The organism is Shewanella aquimarina, assembly GCF_023349185.1.
In the GTDB taxonomy this organism is placed as follows: Bacteria; Pseudomonadota; Gammaproteobacteria; order Enterobacterales; family Shewanellaceae; genus Shewanella; species Shewanella aquimarina.
In genome coordinates, this window is the sequence record NZ_JAKIKY010000005.1 from 79,751 (window position 1) to 96,176 (window position 16,426).

General features: G+C 52.6%; 16 protein-coding genes. 2 read left to right on the forward strand and 14 right to left on the reverse strand.

Annotated elements, in window-relative coordinates; genetic code table 11:
* Positions 1-57 precede the first annotated feature (57 nt).
* The 14 genes from hemB to L2731_RS07785 form a co-directional block, all read right to left on the reverse strand.
* Positions 58-1,074 carry a porphobilinogen synthase gene (gene hemB, locus L2731_RS07720; RefSeq protein ID WP_239854039.1) on the reverse strand — a complete coding sequence of 339 codons (1,017 nt, stop codon included), beginning with the start codon at positions 1,072-1,074 and terminating at the stop codon, positions 58-60.
* Between the two features lie 92 nt (positions 1,075-1,166).
* On the reverse strand, positions 1,167-3,035 hold the full coding sequence (locus L2731_RS07725) for a sensor domain-containing diguanylate cyclase (RefSeq protein ID WP_239854040.1): 1,869 nt from the start codon (positions 3,033-3,035) through the stop codon (positions 1,167-1,169).
* Entirely contained in the window at positions 3,022-3,831 is an 810-nt protein-coding gene (locus L2731_RS07730) for a TatD family hydrolase (RefSeq protein WP_239854041.1), read from the reverse strand. The genes L2731_RS07725 and L2731_RS07730 overlap by 14 nt, the downstream gene beginning before the upstream one ends.
* Positions 3,831-4,370 (reverse strand): type VI secretion protein, encoded by a 540-nt coding sequence (locus L2731_RS07735; RefSeq protein WP_249252559.1) that lies wholly within the window; start codon positions 4,368-4,370, stop codon positions 3,831-3,833. The genes L2731_RS07730 and L2731_RS07735 overlap by 1 nt, the downstream gene beginning before the upstream one ends.
* A gap of 111 nt (positions 4,371-4,481) precedes the next feature.
* Positions 4,482-5,237 carry a twin-arginine translocase subunit TatC gene (gene tatC / locus L2731_RS07740; RefSeq protein WP_041509869.1) on the reverse strand — a complete coding sequence of 252 codons (756 nt, stop codon included), beginning with the start codon at positions 5,235-5,237 and terminating at the stop codon, positions 4,482-4,484.
* Between the two features lie 3 nt (positions 5,238-5,240).
* The gene (tatB, locus tag L2731_RS07745; RefSeq protein WP_239854044.1) at positions 5,241-5,639 is read right to left on the reverse strand and encodes a Sec-independent protein translocase protein TatB; all 399 of its coding nucleotides are present in this window, start codon (positions 5,637-5,639) and stop codon (positions 5,241-5,243) included.
* Between the two features lie 6 nt (positions 5,640-5,645).
* The gene (gene tatA / locus L2731_RS07750) at positions 5,646-5,876 is read right to left on the reverse strand and encodes a Sec-independent protein translocase subunit TatA (protein ID WP_041509871.1); all 231 of its coding nucleotides are present in this window, start codon (positions 5,874-5,876) and stop codon (positions 5,646-5,648) included.
* Between the two features lie 60 nt (positions 5,877-5,936).
* Entirely contained in the window at positions 5,937-7,586 is a 1,650-nt protein-coding gene (gene ubiB, locus L2731_RS07755) for a ubiquinone biosynthesis regulatory protein kinase UbiB (RefSeq protein WP_239884928.1), read from the reverse strand.
* Positions 7,583-8,206 (reverse strand): ubiquinone biosynthesis accessory factor UbiJ, encoded by a 624-nt coding sequence (locus L2731_RS07760; protein WP_249252560.1) that lies wholly within the window; start codon positions 8,204-8,206, stop codon positions 7,583-7,585. The genes ubiB and L2731_RS07760 overlap by 4 nt, the downstream gene beginning before the upstream one ends.
* Before the next feature lie 222 nt (positions 8,207-8,428).
* Entirely contained in the window at positions 8,429-9,184 is a 756-nt protein-coding gene (ubiE, locus tag L2731_RS07765) for a bifunctional demethylmenaquinone methyltransferase/2-methoxy-6-polyprenyl-1,4-benzoquinol methylase UbiE (RefSeq protein ID WP_041509874.1), read from the reverse strand.
* A 200-nt stretch (positions 9,185-9,384) separates the two neighbouring features.
* The gene (locus L2731_RS07770) at positions 9,385-10,428 is read right to left on the reverse strand and encodes a formimidoylglutamase (RefSeq protein ID WP_249252561.1); all 1,044 of its coding nucleotides are present in this window, start codon (positions 10,426-10,428) and stop codon (positions 9,385-9,387) included.
* A gap of 464 nt (positions 10,429-10,892) precedes the next feature.
* Positions 10,893-11,906 (reverse strand): IS110 family RNA-guided transposase, encoded by a 1,014-nt coding sequence (locus L2731_RS07775; RefSeq protein WP_249252562.1) that lies wholly within the window; start codon positions 11,904-11,906, stop codon positions 10,893-10,895.
* Positions 11,907-12,517: 611 nt separating this feature from the next.
* A complete protein-coding gene (locus L2731_RS07780) occupies positions 12,518-12,991 on the reverse strand; it encodes a hypothetical protein (RefSeq protein ID WP_249252564.1) in 474 nt (157 codons plus the stop codon).
* Between the two features lie 26 nt (positions 12,992-13,017).
* Complete coding sequence (locus tag L2731_RS07785) at positions 13,018-13,914, reverse strand: Imm49 family immunity protein (RefSeq protein ID WP_249252565.1); 897 nt, start codon at positions 13,912-13,914, stop codon at positions 13,018-13,020.
* A gap of 393 nt (positions 13,915-14,307) precedes the next feature.
* Here L2731_RS07785 and L2731_RS07790 point away from each other — a divergent pair, with 393 nt between their 5' ends.
* Positions 14,308-15,234 (forward strand): hypothetical protein, encoded by a 927-nt coding sequence (locus L2731_RS07790; RefSeq protein ID WP_249252566.1) that lies wholly within the window; start codon positions 14,308-14,310, stop codon positions 15,232-15,234.
* A 204-nt stretch (positions 15,235-15,438) separates the two neighbouring features.
* On the forward strand, positions 15,439-16,365 hold the full coding sequence (locus tag L2731_RS07795) for a hypothetical protein (protein WP_249252567.1): 927 nt from the start codon (positions 15,439-15,441) through the stop codon (positions 16,363-16,365).
* Positions 16,366-16,426 lie beyond the last annotated feature (61 nt).

Here is a 16,426-nt window from a genome sequence, read left to right on the forward strand (position 1 = left end):
ATCATAAAAAAAGCCAGTTGTTTGCAACTGGCTTTCTATTATCAACGGCGATTGAGCTTATTTATTTTCAGCTTCTTTCAGCCACTGGGCCGCACGCTTGGCGAAGTAGGTCAGGATACCGTCGGCACCTGCGCGCTTGAAGCACAGGAGTGACTCCATCACGATCGCCTTCTCGGCCAACCAACCATTCTCGATGGCCGCCATGTGCATGGCGTACTCACCGCTCACCTGATAGGCAAAAGTTGGTACCGCCAGCTCTGTCTTCACGCGATTAACGATATCCAGGTATGGCATGCCTGGCTTGACCATCACCATGTCGGCGCCTTCCTGGATATCCAGGGCGACTTCGTGCAGCGCCTCGTCGCTGTTGGCCGGATCCATCTGGTAGCTGTGCTTGTTGCCGCCCTTGAGGTTGCCGGCAGAGCCAACCGCATCACGGAAGGGACCATAGTAGTTTGAGGAGTACTTGGCCGAATACGCCATGATCTGGGTATTCACATGGCCAGCTTCTTCCAGCGCCTGACGAATGGCGCCAATGCGGCCATCCATCATGTCAGATGGCGCGACGATATCGGCACCGGCCTCGGCATGAGACAGCGCCTGCTTCACCAGGATCTCTGTGGTGATGTCATTCAGGATATAGCCATCTTCATCGATGATGCCATCTTGACCATGGGTGGTGAAGGGATCCAGCGCCACGTCAGTCATGACCCCAAGCTCGGGGAAGGCTTCTTTCAGGGCGCGCACCGCGCGCTGCGCTAGGGCATCGGCATTGTAGGCCTCTTCGGCCATCAGGGTCTTCTTCTCGGCTGGGGTCACAGGGAACAGCGCCACTAATGGGATCCCCAGCTTGACTAATTCTTCCGCTTCCTTGAGCAATAGATCGATTGAGTAGCGCTCGATGCCAGGCATTGAAGCGACCTGCTCAGTACGGTTATTACCTTCGAGCACGAACATTGGGTAGATTAAGTCGTTGACCGATAGCTGGTTTTCGGCCATCAGACGGCGACTAAAATCGTGTTTACGCATGCGGCGCATTCTGCGCTGAGGGAAAGCACTGGTAATGATGTTCACATTCGACTCCTAATTTAGGGTTGCTTGCTTTATTGGGCTACACACTTCTCTGCACATGGCTAGATGGCGCATAGCCGCTAAGTCGGTTAATTTTATTCTTCGAGTTCGGGCGAATAGACGCAAACGCGATTTCGGCCCTCATGCTTGGCACGATAGAGTGCCTTGTCTGCCTGGTCGACCAGCAGCTGAGTGTGCTGATCATCGACGATCACTTCGGCACAGATCCCGATACTGATGGTGAGCGGAATAGCCTGCTCTCCCCATGCCAGGGGTAACTGACTGACAGTGCTGCGCATCAGCTCTGCCACCTGCTGAGCCCCGTCTGAGGAGGTGTTGGGCAGTATCATAGCAAACTCTTCGCCACCGAAACGTGACACTAGATCACTTGGGCGCCTTAATTTTGCCTTTAACGCCTGGGCGATGCTCTTGAGTGTCTGATCCCCTGCCAGGTGGCCATAGGTATCATTGATCGCCTTGAAGTGGTCGATATCTATCATCAGGATCGCCAGCGGTGTCTGCTGGCGGCGACTCAGGCGGCCCTCGGCCTGCAGGCGTTTCTCGAAGGCGGCGCGATTTTTCACGCCTGTGAGACTATCGACCGTGTTTTGCTCGGTAAGTTTCTGGTTGGCCTCATTTAATTCTCGAAGTGCGATCTCGAGCTCTAGGGTGCGCTCCTGCACCATCTGTTCCAGGCGTTCGTTGGTGTCGGCCTCGGCCTTGAGGGCCTCTTCGCGGGCCTGGCGTATTCGCTGGGCCTGTAGCAGGGCCTCCTGCTGGATCTTGAGCTTGGCCTTGCGCTCATCGTTATAGCGGATCGCCAGCACGGCCGCCATAAAGACGATTTCGAAACTCAGGCCAACCATGATAGGCGTCTGGTGCATGATGGGCAGGTAGATGACCCCCAGGTACATCATGGCGGTGACGAAGGAGCCTATCAGCATCCCAGACCAGGCCAGGGTGTAGAGTCTGGCCAACTTATGGCCTCGCAGGCTCAGCAGCAGGGCGATGAGCATCAGTATGCTGGTGGTGATCAATACGGCGATGATATTGACCTTGAGCGCCACCGAGTAACTTAAAAAGGGCGTGATTAGCGTGAGCAACAAGCCGGTGGCGGCGCCGTAGCGACACACTCTCAGCATCTTGAGGTTATGGTACTTGAGCTGCAACACCTTCTCGGAAAACATCAGCACGAAGGTGAGGGCGATAGGGATCAGGATAGGCACCATGATCGCCTGTAAGACAGGCCAGTTGGGCCAGAGATACCTGAAGGAGAGGCCATGCAGGCTGGCGACCAACAGGGTCGCTGACAGCACATAGCCGGAATAGTAGCTGTAACTGTAGGAGCGCGAGGTGAGTGCGATAAACAGGCTAAACAGGCCAATCGCCATCAGGGCGCCCAGCTGGAATCCCTGGTAGAGGGACTGCGTCTCGGTGGCCTTGACGATATGGTCAGGCGACAGCAGCGAGATAGGCAGGTTGGCACTGCCCTTACTCTCTATCCGTATGTAGAAGGTGTGCACCCGCTCCGGCGTCAGCTCGAAACGGTAGAGAAAGTCATTGTTGATGATGGGGCGTTGACGGAAAGGCAGGCTGTCGCCCATCTCAAGATGCACCGTGGGTTGACCCGTCTGTAGGTGATACAGGTCTATCTTATCCAGGTGCGGGTTACCCAGCTTTAGATAGCGCCGTATATGACTCTGGGTCGCGTTATAGAGGCTGAACTTGACCCAGAAAGGTTTGACCCCAAGGTGCTGATTAAACTCAGGAGTCAGCCGCTGCCAGCGATGACTGCTCTGCTTGCTGACCTGCTCCAGCGTCGTAAGGCTGTCATCCTGAATATAATAGAGCCAGGAGGTGAGCTGGATCGACTGGTCTCTGTTAACTGCCAGCAGCGACTCCCCCTGGCTAAAGCCGGGGAAACTCAGGGTGATCAGCAGGAGCAATAGCTTAAATGGGCTCATAGTCCTCTTCTATGCCGAAGAAGGCGCAGCTGTTGTGATAGGCCTGACGGGCAAAGGCCTGTTCAGACTCGCCCCTGAGATCGGCGATGACCCTGGCGATGTAAGGCAGGTACTGAGGTTTGTTTTTGCTCGATTTTGGCTTGGGACGCATGCTGCGGGGCAGCAGATAGGGACTGTCGGTCTCTATCATGATGCGATGACTTGGAATATCGGCCACTAGTTTGGCAAGTTCCTGGCCACGGCGCTCATCACACACCCAGCCGGTGATCCCCAGGTGCAGATCCAGCTCGATATAGCGTTCCAGGCTGGCACGATTGCCGGTAAAACAGTGCAGCAGGGCGCCCTTTAGCCGTGGGCGATAGGCCTGCAAGATGGCGGCAAAGTCCTCGTGGGCATCGCGCTCATGCATCAGTACGGGCATATCGAGTTCGACGGCTAGGGCTAGCTGTGCCTCGAAGGCCTCACGCTGTTTCGGCCTGGGTGAGAAGTCGCGGTTATAGTCTAGGCCACACTCGCCGACGGCCACGACGCCGGCCTGCTTCGCTAGCTGGGTGAGCCGAGCGCTGCTGCTGGCATCCCACTCGCTAGCGTGGTGCGGATGCACTCCCGCCGTTGTGTAGAGGGCGTTTGGATAACGGGCGGCGCAGTCGATCGCCTGCTGACTCTCATCTAGGCTGGAGCCAATAACAATGAGCGGCGATACCCCTTGGGCCGCCGCATCACTGATTAGCGTGTCACACTCTTGTTCTAACGGGCTGCCAACCAGGTTGACAGCTATGTCTATGTAGCTGGGCATTAGTCGATGCGCTTAACCCTGATAGTGGCGTTAGTGTCTTCTTTGCCCAAGAGGAAAGAACCTAGGGCGCCCTTCTCGATATATACGCTCTCACCCGCCTTAACCTTGAAGCGATTGGTGTCATTCTGTTTCCAGACCTGGCCATTGTCGAAGCTGATGGTCAGGATGCCACGGGGATTCTTCTTCACCGACTCGACCGTCATGACAATCTTTTCGACTTCGGTGACTTCTTCCTTATACACCTTACCGAAACTGGCTTCTGCCGAAGCGGGTGTGCTGGCTACGACGGTGGCCGCCTGTGGTGCAGGCTTAGGTTGTGGCGTCGGTGCGGACTTAGAGACGGGGGCGACATGTTTGCTGCTTTGCACCTTGTTGCCAACCTTGGCCGCCAGCTTGTCGTAGCAGATCAGCCTGTCTAGCTTGTCCTGTTTGGCCGCACATTGGCTGAGTTGCTGCTCGATACCGGCAGAGGCATTGAGTGAGAAGAGTAGAGTGGAGAGTGCTATCCAGCTGGTTGGTGCCGCAAAACTTAAGCGCATAGAGAGTTCCTTTTTATTATGGAGGGCTCGCGGCGAGACAGGCAGGTGACGGGGTAAAAAATAACAACAAGCTATCCGTTACCGGATAGCTTGAAGCAAGATTCTGCGTTATTACTCTGGGCTGTCTTGCTCGGAGAGCTCGTCTTCGTCAGAGTCCTTTTTACTGTAGAAACGCGCGGCAATCAATCCCCCCTCAAACAATATCAGCATAGGGACGGCCAACATGGTTTGCGAGATGATATCCGGCGGCGTTAACAGCATGCCGACGACGAAGGCGCCGACAACAATATAGGGACGTTTCGCCCTGAGATCTTCAACCGTGGTGACTCCCGCCCAACAGAGAAGGATAACGGCGATCGGGATTTCGAATGCCAGACCGAAGGCGAAGAACAGCTTGAGCACGAAGCTTAGGTAGCTACTGATATCGGTCGCTACCTGTACCCCTTCGGGCGCCACGCTGGTAAAGAAGCCGAACACCACGGGAAACACTATGTAGTAGGTGAAGGCGATACCCAGATAGAAGAGTAAGGTACTGCTCGCCAGTAGCGGCAGCATCAAACGCTTCTCATGCTTATAGAGGCCTGGCGCGATAAACGACCAGATCTGGTACAAGACATAGGGAATGGCGATAAAAAACGCCAGGATCAGCGTGAGCTTAAAGGGGGCGAAGAAGGGCGCGGCCACATCCGTCGCAATCATACTACTGGACTCGGGTAGCGCCTGCATAAGCGGCGTGGCCATGTAGTGATAGATATCGTTTGCCCAGTAGACCAGGCAGATAAAGACCAGAAGGACACTGCCAATGGCCTTGAGCAACTTGTTGCGTAACTCAAGCAAGTGGCTGATTAACGGCTGCTGTTGCGACATGAACTACCCGTCAGATTTTTCGGTTGAATTGCTGGCCTTGGCTGTCGTGGTCGCTGCAGGTTTCGCCTCGCTGCTGGCATTGTCGCTGCCAGTGGCAATATCTTCTACCTTATAGGGACGATTAACAGATTGGGCTGCTTCTTTTAATTGATCGATTGAATCCTGTAACTCGGGGGAGAGGTTTTTCAGGCCCTGGTTTTCTGCCTTCTTGAGATCGGCATGTAGCTGCTCAATCTTAAGCTCTTGCTCCAACTCATCTTTTACCGAGTTAGCCATGCGTTTCATGGCACGAATCCAGCCTGTAATTGAGCGCACTGCGACCGGTAGTCTTTCGGGGCCGAGTACAACCAGCCCCAAAATACCAATCAACAGCAGCTCCATAAAGCCGATACCGTCGAACATAAGGAATTACGCCTGTTCTTTATCCTTGGACTCAGTCTTTTTTTCTTCAGTCTGAGCAGTTTTTTCTGCGCTAGTGTCTTCGATTGCCTTCTTCTCTTCTTCAGAAGACATGGCATTCTTGAAGCCCTTAACAGCACCGCCGAGGTCACCACCTAAAGAGCGCAATTTCTTAGTTCCGAAAAGCAAAACAACAATTAAAGCAATGATAAGAAGTTGCCAAATACTGATGCCACCCATGTAACTTTCCTCTTGATGTAATACTGGTTCTATTATGAACCTTTGGTTATTTAGTGCTAGCTAAAATTTGCGATTCTTTGGTCTAGATCGCCATCCGAGTAACCAGAAGGTTGCACCGATGCCGATACAAGCATAAGAGGCCCATAGTGTAGCGTCTTGAGAAAACAAAATACTGCCACAGATCACTAAAACTGCTGATGTGATCAAAAGGTAGTTGCTTTTATGGGCTTTTTGTTGCTGCTTTAGGTAGCGATCAAGCAGTTGATTCTGGCTATTGACGAAATTTTTGCCCATTTTCAGGTTGTCATACACCAGTTCAGGCAGCTCTGGCAGCTTATCTGTCCAGTAGGGGAACTGCTTCTTGATCTTCTTCGCCATGCCAACAGGGCCCATCTGCTCGGCCATCCAGCCTTCGAGGAAAGGCTTGGCGGTCTTCCAGAGATCCAGCTGAGGGTAGAGCTGACGTCCCAGGCCCTCGATATAGAGCAGGGTCTTCTCCAGCAACACCAACTGAGGCTGTACCACCATGTCGAAGCGGCGCGCGGTGCGAAACAGCTCCAGCAGTACATGGCCGAAGGAGATCTCATCCAGCGGCTTGTTAAACATGGGCTCGCACACAACCTTTATCGCCTGCTCGAAGGCCACTAAGTCGGTGTCGGCGGCTACCCAGCCTGACTCGATATAGAGCTGGGCGATGCGGGTATAGTCGCGGTTGAAGAAGGCCAGGAAGTTCTCCGCTAGGTAGCGCTTATCCTGCTCCGACAGGGTGCCCATGATGCCGCAGTCCAGCCCTATGTAGAAGGGATCTTCCGGATGCTCTGTGCTGACAAAGATGTTGCCCGGATGCATGTCGGCATGGAAGAAGTTGTCGCGAAACACCTGGGTAAAGAACAGCTCGACGCCGCGCTCTGCCAGCAGCTTGAGGTTAGTGCCCTGGGCCTCTAGCGCCGCCCTGTCTGACACGGGCACGCCATAGATGCGTTCCATGACGATGAGGCGGGTAAAGCAAAATTCTTCATACATCTTAGGGATGTAGAGGGCACCCGAGTCGATGAAGTTGTTTCTCAGCTTGATGGCGTTCAGAGCCTCGAGCTTAAGGTTAAGCTCACCCTCTATGGTGGTGCGATAGTCTTCCACCACCTCGGCGGGGCGCAGGCGGTTGCCATGGCCTAACAGGGTCTCTAACACCTGGGCGCTCTGGCTCATCAGCAGCAGGTCGGCATGGACCTTCTCCTCCACATTGGGTCTGAGCACCTTGAGCACCACCTCTTCGCCGTTAGACTTGAGGGTCGCGGTATGGACCTGAGAGATCGATGCCGAGGCCAGTGGCGTGTCGTCGAAATTGTCGAAGTAGGTCTCTATGGGGGCGCCGAGTTCGGCCTCTATCTGGGCGCGGGCGATGGCGGAGTCGAAGGGGGGCACCCTGTCTTGCAGCATGGCCAGCTCTTCGGCCCATTCGTCACTCAGCAGATCGCGGCGGGTCGACAGCATCTGACCAAACTTGATGTAGACGGGGCCCAGCTCCTGCATCGCCAGCTTGAGACGCTCGCCGCCCACCTTGTCTTTATGTTGGTTTGTTAACCAGAAGAAACTCCAGCGTAGCAGCCTGAAATACCAGGGTTTGAGCTTAGCGGGGATAAGATCATCCAGACCATATTGAAGCACCGTCTTTACGACTTGGTATGCGCGCCGCATGCTTTTGATTGTCATCTGTTGCTGTTTGCCTTGTTTATGAGTCGCTCAATCCGTTGGCTTAAGGCGTTGGTATCGGCCTCAAGTTGCTCGATTCTATCACTAAAATGCACAAGTTCTATCTTGTGGGGGCTCAGGCGATATTCTTCTGTTGCCAGCTGGCCCATATGATCCCAGCTCTTGCTCAGCACCTGCCCCAGCTGTTGTTTCAGCTGCTTGGCGCCTTGGGTGAGCAGGTGAGTCGGTGCGTCGCCTATGTAACGCGACAGAGGCTCGGCGAAATCGAACTCCACCTGCTGCATGAAGTGGCTAAAGCTCTGTAGCAGGTTGAGATCCCCTTCAAGGGTCAGCTTGTCTTGCTTGATCAGCTCGGTAAGGTTGGCGCCTTCGGTCAGCCGGTAAAGGGTGGTCAGGTCGGCATTCACCTTAGTGGTTACTTCGCCATCATAATGGCTAAAGACCTGAATCTCTTTGGCAAAGAGTAGATAGATGGGCCAGCCCAGTTGGCTGAGTTCGAGGCAGAGTACCCGCCCCTGCAGGTTGTGGAGCTTGGCGTAGGCGCCGGGGGACTGCTGAGTCACTTTTTTGAGTGCGGTTTCGAGGGCCGCACAGATCAGCAATGCAATTTCACGTTTCATGCGTTACCTAAGACCTGTGAATCGTTGGCTGCTGGGCTCGCCATTAAATATGACGGCGCAAATGTGTCGCTATTCTACACTAAACTGGCGGTAAAAGGGCTAAGGATAAAGCTAATTTATTCAGTAGGATTTGGGGTGTGTGGGCAAGGAAGAGCTAGCAAATAAAAAGGCCCCGAATGTGTGGGGCCTCTTGCGGTATCAGTATAGGTATCAGCGCCTGTATTAGAACTTGTAACCCTTGTGCAGGGCGACGATACCGTCGGTCATGTTGGTGTATTCCACCTGCTCGAAGCCGGCATCGACCATCATCTGTTTCAGGGTCTCCTGGTCCGGATGCATACGGATAGATTCGGCCAGATACTCATAGCTGCCGGCATCCTGGGTGATGATATCGCCCATCTTAGGCAGCACCTTGAAGCTGTAGATGTCGTAAATTTTACGCATCAGATCATGCTGTGGCTTAGAAAACTCCAGGATCAGCAGCTTGCCGCCTGGCTTAAGCACGCGCAGCATAGAGCGAATGGCCGCATCTTTGTCGGTCACGTTACGCAGGCCGAAGGCGATGGTGATGATGTCGAAATGGTTGTCAGGGAAAGGCAGCGCCTCGGCATTTGCCTGCACATAGTTGACGTTACCCACCACACCACGGTTGCGCAGCTTTTCGCGGCCCACCTTCAACATAGAGTCGTTGATATCGGCTAGGGTCACCTGGCCTGTGTTGCCCACGATATGAGAGAACTTAGCGGTAAGATCGCCTGTGCCACCGGCGAGATCCAATACCTTCATGCCTGGACGCGCCCCCGCACTCTCAATGGTAAAACGCTTCCAGAGACGGTGAATACCAAAGGACATAACATCGTTCATGATGTCGTATTTGGCGGCGACCGAGTGAAATACGTCGGCAACCAGATCTGCCTTCTTCTCTGCTTCGACCGTCTTATATCCAAAGTGGGTACTGTTTGAGCTGCCCTCTGACATTACTGGCTTCCTATTTATTGCTGCTGTTAACCGCGAGTGTAAGTGATTGACACAATTTGCTGAATCATTGGTCTATCACTCTGTGATCGATGTAAATAATCCGCGCACAATTAATCGAAAAATGCGTGATAGCGCAGAGTTTAAAAATGTGGAGCGCATTACAGCATAATATTAGCAATATGCCAAATGCGCCGAATGACTTACCCCAGGGGGTGTTGTGCCAGTCGTCCCTGAATATAGGCGTAGATAAGCTCGCCGATGCTCTGGCCCGTTTCCCGTCGTCCCGCCTCGACACCGGCCACGTGACAGCTGGGGGCCGCCTCGGCCAGATGCAGGTAGGCGGCTGGGGTCTTGCTGGCCACCTGATTCACATAATAGAGGGCATCGAGCAGGGGGATGCCAGCGGCCGTCGAGGCGCTGCTGGGCATATTGATGATGGCGTCGAGATCCAGCTCCAGCGCCACCGGCAGATCGCTACCGTTAAGATCATCGACTATCGTCTTCAGGGCCTGCTCCAGGCTGATTTCTCGTCTCACCCAGATGGCCTGCAGCGTGTGCCACTTGCCGCCGAAGGCACTCAGCTGCTCCAGGGTCTGTTGACTGTTTTTCAGCTCATGCAGCCCCAGCACATGGTAGTGCCCCAGGGCGCCACTGGCCGCGGCGTAGCTGAAACCATTGCCGCTGTGACGGCCCTCTCTGGGGCGAAAGTCTGAGTGGGGATCCAGGTTAACTGCCGCTACCATTTTACCTGTCGCCTGCTTGGTGGCCATCAAGAGGCCATAGGCGTTGTTATGCCCACCGCCGATCACTATCGGCTCCAGGCCTGCCGTCATGATCTGGCTGACGATGTCGATCACTCTGTCATCGAGTCGTTCGACCTTGTCCCTCAGGGCCTGCGCGCTGCTGCCCTCTGGCAGTTGTAGATCGTCTGTGGCTATCTGGCCCAGCACCATGCTGTGGCTGCCGTCGAGAAACTGATTCGACTGGAAGTTACAAAACTGCGCCATGGCGGCCTCGAATCCGTCTACGGCGCCGCCGCGCCCCAGGTTGGCCCTGGGGCCGATATCTTCGCCTATGCCTAAGATGACGAAGCGCACCCCGTCGGCCTTGGCCTTTGCCAGCTGCTCGCCGAGCGGCGCCTTGCCTTCATAACAGTGCAGGGTCTGGCCTATCTTGGTCTCACCTTCGCGCTTGGCGACAAAGCCCTGGCAACGCTCGGCGGTAAATGGAATTAGGGTTTGCATTATGGGTTCTGTTTTTTGTTGTTGATGCAAAGGTGGGGTAATTTTAATGGATAATATTTAGAAAAGTTTGATTTTTTTGTGGGCTGCACAAAATACAGGTTTTTCTGAGTAGCCTCTACCCGAATGTTTGCTGGGGAAATGTTTGAAGGTCTCACCTTCATGGCAACCTATCACCTGCGGTGGGCTTATGTGCAAACACTATTTTGGCACGCTGTGAATATGTATATGGACACCTCGGATAGATCAAACATTTTGTGAGTAACAGAAAGTAATACTGCGTACGTATATCCGACCTGTTTGTGAGCATCTTCGTGCTCTGGCCTTAATGAGAACCGCGCCTTCGCTGCTTATCGTCCCTTCGGTGTTACAACACCTTATATTCTCTCAGCATTTTCGAAGGCCGGTATTACCTGTTACTTCATTAATTGTGTTCGGTTTTTCGGGTATGTAATTGCTCTTGTTGTTTAGCCAGGTCTGTACTCAGTTTTGTAGTAAAGCATCGCCCAAATGATTCTGGCGAGTTTGTTGGCCACAGCTACCGCCGCTTTCTGTTTGCCTCTTCGTTCAATGACCTTTCTTGCCCAGACAGATAGCCTGTCGTCGTTATTATTGGCGTAGCGTATGACAGACCAAGCACCTTGAATCAGTTGTCGCCTTAGATAGCTGTTCCCCCGCTTGGTAATTGCCCCCAGCTTCTGTTTTCCACCACTTGAGAACTCTTTCGGCACCAGCCCCAAGTTTGCCGAGAAATGTCGCCCATTTTGATAACCTGAACCATCACCAGCGAACGATACCGCCGCCGTAGCAATAATTTCAGCGACACCTCGTATAGCGGTTAATCGCTTGGTATCTTCATGATTTCTTGCCTGTAGTCGAATCTCTTTTTCCAGTGATTTAATCGAAGCATTGATGGCATATAACTCATCGAGTAACTCTCTGATGTACCTACGGGCGGTGGTGGTTAACGAGTTATCGCCATCTTCGAGTAACTCAGGTAGAGCAAGATTGAGCGGGTCGCGGCCCTTAGGAATAACAATGCCGTATTCACTCAATAATCTACGTATTTGATTGATCAACGCGGTTCTGACACGAATACGACGCTCGCGAATGCGATGGGAAATGATAATATCGACCTGCGCTAAGGTTCTTGGTTTAACACAGATGATGTTGGGGCGCATCGCTGCCTCACAAATTGCAAAGGCATCATTGCGGTCATTTTTATTGCCTTTCACGAAGGGCTTCACGTGCTGTGGTGGGATGAGTTTTACCTCAAATCCGCGCGACATCAGCTCTCGGCCCCAATAATTTGACCCACAACAGGCTTCCATAGCAATGACAGCATCAGGATATTGAACGAGCGTTTTCAACAGTTGAGTGCGTTTAACGGTGCGATTAAAGAGTGTTTTACCAGCTTGATTGACACCGCAAATCTGAAGAACATTTTTTGCCAAATCGATACCAATTAGAGTAACTTTCATAGTGGACACCTTTTGTTGATATTGAACTTCGTAAACTCAATATGGCGCTTTTGACGCCGACTTCACAAGAGGTGTCCATCTCATCATCCCTATACGCTCCACGGCGGCTTCCCTGCCGCCGAGGGCCAAAATCGTGTTTACACTGGGTATCTAACGTCTCTTCGATTTGGCTTTAATTGGATGGGCTCGCTTTCTCGTTTTTTCCAACTGTAGCGTTTAGCTGAATGCTTGTCGGAAGGGAGTTTGAAGGTCGCACCTTCATCGTGACTTAACGCCTGCTAGGCGGGTGCAGTACATGGAAGTACTAATGTCGTGATCACATGGATGTGAAGGAACGAGGTATGTGCAGATACCCTTGTGAGACGCCGCAAGTACGTTCCCTGTAAGTTCGACGATGGCATCTGACCTACATGGATGTAGGGAATGCCAAAAAATGTAGGGAACATTTTTGGCCCTGACGACGAAGGTCACAGCCGTATCTACACTGGGTATCTAACGTCGCTTCGATTTGGCTTCATTGAACAGGATAGGAAACCTGGTTGGTTTTTCATTGCAGCGTTTGTCTCTATCTGAAAATTGCTATTAAAAATAGATCTAAATCCTTAAGCAGATCACTCCAATACGACGGGGAGCATGTTGAGCTTTCGCGTATCTCTATCAATGAAAATAACAGCCACGAATAATTCTCCACTGGCCAATGCTTGCTCAATATTTGAAATTAATGACTCTTGGTGGCCTAAAGACACAAGGCTATGCAGCACCATCTTTAACCAAGGCAAGGTGCATTGAGTAAAGGCCCCCATAGACATTCGATCTAATTGAATACCGCCATCTGTGCCGGTAACTTTGAGTCCCAGCAGTAAAGTTTGCCGATCGTCCATTTCACCAAAAGCAAGCATGTCGTTGTTATATTCACCACCATAGCGCCCAGGCAATAGAGTCATCTTCTTGCCGTTAACAAAATCACTGAATATTCCAGCTAGTTGTCTAGCGTCGTGAGAAAACTCATTCATTTGATAAGGCACCATCATATGATTCTGTTCAATCTCTGGCTTAGCCTGTTTTTTACGCCAAAATCCCATCATTCTTGTTCCCTTGTTCCCTTGTTCCCTTATTTCTTTTTAAGTTGCATATCTGTTGGCCTGGAGCCCAGTGTCACATCAAAGCGCTGGATGGGGTCTGCAACAGGTGACAATGCAGCATATTCCTCGGCAAAGGGTTGAAAGAGATCAAACCCTTGGGTTATGTCCAGTTCCTCATAGTGTTGCAAGCCTTCAAGCGCCAACCACTCCATCGGCAAGTAGGGACTGTCAACCTGCACCTGATAGCCTGCCCGCCATGCGATCTTGGCATAGATATAACCAAACATAGACATCAGATGCTGGGTCAACACCAAGGCGCCATCGAAGTTACGAAACTTGGCCAAAGGCACAGTTAGAGTGTGCAGCGCCTGCTCCATTCCTACCATGTCCCCCTTGGCCAGCGCCAGATAGAACTCCTGGTCTATCTGATAGCGCGCCATCTTCTTACCGGGGGGATTGGCCAGAATGTATTCCGCCCGCTCCCCTAACAGCTGCCATTTACCCTGCAGTGCCAGTATGGCCTGAAAGGCATGATACTCGGGGCAACCAACTCGGTTACGCACCGCCTTGCCGCCCGTAACCCGGTACAGCGGCGAGATAAACTGACCGTACCAGTCGATCATCCTCTCATCGCCACTGACCAGCGGCATGAAATGACAGAAGGCTCCCTGCCACAATCCCGGATGGAGTTGGAATGACATGCGATCCAACTTGGCAGAGAGATAAGCGTGCCGGCGAAGGGCATCCAGATCCCGCTCGACAAACCAGGCGTGCAGTGACTTGGCCATATAGTATCCACGAAGAAATACCAGACTGTCGTTGCGGTTGCCGGTTGCATTACGCACATTGTTGAACGCCCATTGGGTGTCCCCCCCAAGACGTCGCAACAGAGTTTCTATCCCGGTTTGATGACAAATTTTCGCCATGTTTTTAACTTTCTGAAATTCAACGAAATGACGCTATTGTACGCGAAGGACTAAGTATAAATGTGACCTAAATAGAGAACTGTCAGATTTAGCCACTGCTGATATGCACCCTGTTCACCTCGATTTAGACGAATGCCCAGAGTTTCATCTGCGTTACTTGGAGATTGGTTTAGTTTTAGGATGTTGCGCGATCGACCTTAAACACCATAGCAACCGATTTAAGAAGACCTCGTCCGAAAGGTCATCATCTGGGCGTACTGTGCGCCAAGCCCTAATTTGCTGAAAGTTCATGGATAGTTTTGACTGCACTTTGATTCGATCACGTTTTAAGGCTCAAAACTACTCTAGTATCATGAGTCATTTGACAGCTAGCTAAGGACGCGGTGCTAACTCATGAGCCAGATACTGGTAAAATTTTTTCGCAAGCGCAAGCTTGCCAGGAATAACCCGAACAAGTACCAAGCGGTGTTCGATCGTAACCAAGCACGTTTAAGGTTTTACATCGACAATGGCGTTATCCTGAGCGAAGTGAGGCCGGAGCCGGCGCTGAACTTCTTGCCTTGGGAGTGGTTCGATAGCGAACTGGTAATAAATCAAAAGTACTGCGAGATGCAGGCGGAGCGGGAACTGATCCTGGGGGACAGGCTGGATACCGCCCTGCTGGCGCAGGCTTTAGGCTACGGCTACTGCCAGAGCGCCATCGCCTTCAAGCGCCAGTCGCTTTACCCAAGCCGTTTTGGCCGGGAGTTTGAAAATGGGGTAATGCCTGAGTCCGTCTTCAATCTCTGCATCGCCGAGCTTCTGGGGTTGTCGGCTCATGCGCAAAACCTAGGCCGCTTCTATCGCATCGGCTATCCGAGGAACTGGTTGCTGCGCTCCAAGAGTCACTTAAGCGATTTTGTGGTGCTGCTGCACTCAGCCTATGTGGGCGCTCCCGTGGTGCCCACAGTGGACAAGTTTGCCTATGCAGATATTGTGGCCCACTGGGATACCCGGGATTTGGACCAAGTGTGCGGATTCCTGCAGCAACTGTGCGACGATCAGATGCTGCAGGTGGTGTCGCCTCCCAGTAAGTTTTTCGTCGAAATGGGTGAATTAAATTGGCAGTTCATCCCCTATCCCGCCTTGCTGCTGCTTAAGCTGCGGCAAAATCGCGGCTTGGCCAATCCTGAGTTTGAGCATCCGGCCTTTGGACTCATCAATCGCCTGTTGCCGCAGGCGCCACAGCCCCTGGTGGTGGATGAAACCCTGTCGGCCTGGCTCACCCGGGCCCGCGAACAGGGTTTCGATGAAGACGCCTTGTTTGCATCCTGCGAGTAGCAGGGCTTTAGTGGCAATTGGGCGTATCAGTAAATAGGCAATCTATATTTGATTTGGGCTTGATACTCACCGCCTCTGCTTACTCCTAGTGTTATCCTTCATTGATAGTTTTGACTGCACTTTGATTCGATCACGTTTTAAGGCTCAAAACTACTCTAGTATCATGAGTGATTTGACAGCTAGCTAAGGACGCGGTGCTAACCCATGAGCCAGATACTGGTAAAATTTTTACGCAAGCGCAAGCTTGCCAGGAACAATCCCGACAAGTACCAAGCGGTGTTCGATGACAACCAAACTGCATTAGAGTTTTATATCGACCATGGTAATACTCAGAGCCCAGTGACGCCGGATCCGGCGCTAAACTTCCTGCCTTGGGAATGGTTCGATAGCGAACTGGTGATAAATCAAAAATACTGGGAGATGCGGGCGGAGCGGGAACTGATCCTGGAGGACAGGCTAAATACCGCCCTGCTGGCGCAGGCATTAGGCTACGGCTGCTGCCAGAGCGCCATCGCCTTCAAGCGCCAGTCCCTGTACCCGAGCCGTTTTGGCCGGGAGTTTGAAAATGGGGTAAGGCCTGAGTCCGTCTTCAATCTCTGTATCGCCGAGCTCCTCGGCTTGACAGCTCATGCGCAAAACCTGGGCCGCTTCTATCGCATCGGCTATCCGAGGAACTGGTTGCTGCGCTCCAAGAGCCACCTGAGCGATTTTGTGGTGCTGCTGCACTCAGCCTATGTGAGCGCTCCCGTGGTGCCCACAGTGGACAAGTTCGCCTATGCCGAGATTGTGGCCCACTGGGATACCCAGGATTTGGACCAAGTGCACGCTTTCCTGCAGCAACTGTGCGACGACCAGATGCTGCAGGTGGTGTCGCCTCCCAGCAAGTTTTTCGTTGAGATGGGAAACATGAATTGGCAGTTCATCCCCTATTGTGCCTTGCTGCTGCTTAAGCTGCGGCAGAACCGTGGTTTGGCCAATCCTGAGTTTGAGCATCCGGCCTTTGGACTCATCAATCGCCTGTTGCCGCAGGCACCGCAGCCCCTGGTGGTGGATGAAACCCTGTCGGCCTGGCTCACCCGGGCCCGCGAACAAGGTTTCGATGAAGACGCCTTGTTTGCAACCTGCGAGTAACAGGGCTGTAGTGGCAATTGGGCGTATCAGTAAATAGGCAATCTATATTTGATTTGGGCTT

What these genes read in the sequence shown, in the direction of transcription:
- L2731_RS07725 (WP_239854040.1), bottom strand. Translation starts at nt 3,035, where the DNA reads ATGAGCCCATTTAAGCTATTGCTCCTGCTGATCACCCTGAGTTTCCCC.
- L2731_RS07730 (WP_239854041.1), bottom strand. Translation starts at nt 3,831, where the DNA reads ATGCCCAGCTACATAGACATAGCTGTCAACCTGGTTGGCAGCCCGTTA.
- L2731_RS07735 (WP_249252559.1), bottom strand. Translation starts at nt 4,370, where the DNA reads ATGCGCTTAAGTTTTGCGGCACCAACCAGCTGGATAGCACTCTCCACT.
- tatC (WP_041509869.1), bottom strand. Translation starts at nt 5,237, where the DNA reads ATGTCGCAACAGCAGCCGTTAATCAGCCACTTGCTTGAGTTACGCAAC.
- tatB (WP_239854044.1), bottom strand. Translation starts at nt 5,639, where the DNA reads ATGTTCGACGGTATCGGCTTTATGGAGCTGCTGTTGATTGGTATTTTG.
- tatA (WP_041509871.1), bottom strand. Translation starts at nt 5,876, where the DNA reads ATGGGTGGCATCAGTATTTGGCAACTTCTTATCATTGCTTTAATTGTT.
- ubiB (WP_239884928.1), bottom strand. Translation starts at nt 7,586, where the DNA reads ATGACAATCAAAAGCATGCGGCGCGCATACCAAGTCGTAAAGACGGTG.
- L2731_RS07760 (WP_249252560.1), bottom strand. Translation starts at nt 8,206, where the DNA reads ATGAAACGTGAAATTGCATTGCTGATCTGTGCGGCCCTCGAAACCGCA.
- ubiE (WP_041509874.1), bottom strand. Translation starts at nt 9,184, where the DNA reads ATGTCAGAGGGCAGCTCAAACAGTACCCACTTTGGATATAAGACGGTC.
- L2731_RS07770 (WP_249252561.1), bottom strand. Translation starts at nt 10,428, where the DNA reads ATGCAAACCCTAATTCCATTTACCGCCGAGCGTTGCCAGGGCTTTGTC.
- L2731_RS07775 (WP_249252562.1), bottom strand. Translation starts at nt 11,906, where the DNA reads ATGAAAGTTACTCTAATTGGTATCGATTTGGCAAAAAATGTTCTTCAG.
- L2731_RS07780 (WP_249252564.1), bottom strand. Translation starts at nt 12,991, where the DNA reads ATGATGGGATTTTGGCGTAAAAAACAGGCTAAGCCAGAGATTGAACAG.
- L2731_RS07785 (WP_249252565.1), bottom strand. Translation starts at nt 13,914, where the DNA reads ATGGCGAAAATTTGTCATCAAACCGGGATAGAAACTCTGTTGCGACGT.
- L2731_RS07790 (WP_249252566.1), top strand. Translation starts at nt 14,308, where the DNA reads ATGAGCCAGATACTGGTAAAATTTTTTCGCAAGCGCAAGCTTGCCAGG.
- L2731_RS07795 (WP_249252567.1), top strand. Translation starts at nt 15,439, where the DNA reads ATGAGCCAGATACTGGTAAAATTTTTACGCAAGCGCAAGCTTGCCAGG.